The sequence below is a fragment of the Verrucosispora sp. ts21 genome (assembly GCF_002879555.1).
Classification (GTDB): domain Bacteria; phylum Actinomycetota; class Actinomycetes; order Mycobacteriales; family Micromonosporaceae; genus Micromonospora; species Micromonospora gifhornensis.
Window position 1 is genome coordinate 1 of sequence record NZ_PNOZ01000160.1, and the last position, 1,997, is coordinate 1,997.

Annotated in this window: 1 protein-coding gene; it reads right to left on the reverse strand. The window is 72.5% G+C overall.

Features of this window, described 5'->3' with window-relative positions:
* Positions 1-52: 52 nt before the first annotated feature.
* Positions 53-1,774, reverse strand: a complete 1,722-nt coding sequence (gene argS / locus C1A38_RS30335; protein WP_102661097.1) for an arginine--tRNA ligase — start codon at positions 1,772-1,774, stop codon at positions 53-55.
* Positions 1,775-1,997: the final 223 nt, after the last annotated feature.

Sequence of the window (1,997 nt, forward strand, 5' to 3'; positions counted from 1 at the left end):
AGGGCGAGGGCGGGAGGGTGAGGGCGGGGTGGGGTGGGCGAGGGTGGGAGGGCTAGAGGTGGGTGGGGGCGGGGATGCCGAGGAGGGACAGGCCGGTGTGGAGGGTTTCGCCGGTGAGGTGGCACAGGGCCAGTCGGTTGGCGCGGATCGGGTCGGGGGCGCGCAGTACCGGGCAGTGTTCGTAGAAGGTGGTGAAGGTCTGCGCCAGGCGGTACAGGTAGCCGCAGAGGCGGTGGGGTTCGTAGTGGGTGAGCACCTCGGTGAGGGTGTCGGCGAAGCCGTCGAGGTCGAGGATCAGCGCCCGCTCGGCCGGCTCCAGTGTCGTCGTCGGGTCCACCGTGACGGCGGGGTTGCCGGCCCGGGCCAGCAGGGATCGGATCCGGGCGTGCGCGTACTGGAGGTAGACGCCGGTGTTGCCGGTCAACGCCAGCATCCGCTGCGGGTCGTAGGTGTAGTCGCGGGTACGGCTGGTGGCCAGGTCGGCGTACTTGACCGCGCCGATGCCGACCTGCCGGGCCCGCTCGTGCAGGGCCGCGCCGGTCAGGTCCGGGTTCTTGGCGGCGACCACCTCGCGGGCCCGGTCGACGGCCTCGGTGAGCAGGTCCACCAGACGCACGGTGTCACCGGCCCGGGTCTTGAACGGCCGTCCGTCCGGGCCGAGGACCGTGCCGAAGGCCACGTGCACGGCGGACACCTGCGGCGGTAGCCAGCCGGCTCGCCGGGCGGTGTCGAAGACCATGGTGAAGTGCAGTGACTGTCGGGCGTCGACCACGTAGAGCAGCCGGTCGGCGTGCAGCTCGCCGACCCGTTGCCGCAGCGCCGCCAGGTCGGTAGCGGCGTAGCCGAAGCCGCCGTCACGTTTGCGGACGATCAGCGGGCTCGGCGCGCCGTCCGGACCGCGTACCTGGTCGAAGAAGACGCAGAGCGCGCCGTCGCTGGGCACCGCCACCGCCTGCGCCGCCAGGTCCGCGGCGACGCCGGGCAGGGCATCGTTGTACGCGCTCTCGCCGACCGCGTCGGCGGCGGTCAGCCGTACGCCGAGCCGGTCGTAGATCTCGGTGAAGTAGCGGGTGGACTCGGCGACGATGTCCTGCCAGGCGGCCACGGTGGCCGGGTCGCCGCCCTGCAACGCCACCACCCGTTGCCGGGCCCGTACGGCGAACTGCGGATCGGTGTCGAACCGGGCCCGGGCCTGCCGGTACAGCGCGGCCAACCGGCTCATCGACGCGTCGTCGCCGCCGGCCGCCGCGGGCTGCTCGTTCTGGTACTGGATGAGCATGCCGAACTGGGTGCCCCAGTCGCCGATGTGGTTGCGGCGTACCACCGTGCCGCCGAGGTGTTCGAGGATGCGTACCAGCGCGTCGCCGATGATGGTGGAGCGCAGGTGCCCGACGTGCATCTCCTTGGCGATGTTCGGCTGCGAGTAGTCGACGACTGTGGTGACCCCGGTCTCCGGCGTCCCGACGCCCAGCCGGGGGTCGGCGAGCCGCCCGGCGAGCTGCGTCAACAGTGTCCGGTCGGTCAGGTCCAGGTTGACGAAGCCGGGCCCGGCCACCTCGGCCACCAGGTCGTCGGCGCGCAGTGCCTCGACCACCTCCGCGGCGATGTCACGCGGACGCCGCCGCAGCGTCCGGGCCGCCGCCAGCACCCCGTCGGCCTGGAAGTCGGCGTGCTCCGATCGGCGCACCTGGGCAACGAAGTCCGCCAACCCGAGGGATGTCGCGGCGGCGGAGACGGTGTCGGACAACGACGAGGCCAACGAGGGCACGGTCACGGGTACTCCCGAGAGGGCGGGGACAGCGGGTCACAAGACGACGGCCGGCCGCAGTACGGCGGCGGACACGACGGAGAACGCGCGAAAAGATCGACGACTATCGTCGTCGCAGGCGCCCGCGGCGGACGGCGACCACCGGTCCCATCTCCACCGCCTCAACGCCAAGGTCGCGCACCAAGCGCCACCAACTACCCGCACCGTACACCCACCGCCCCCGCCCCCG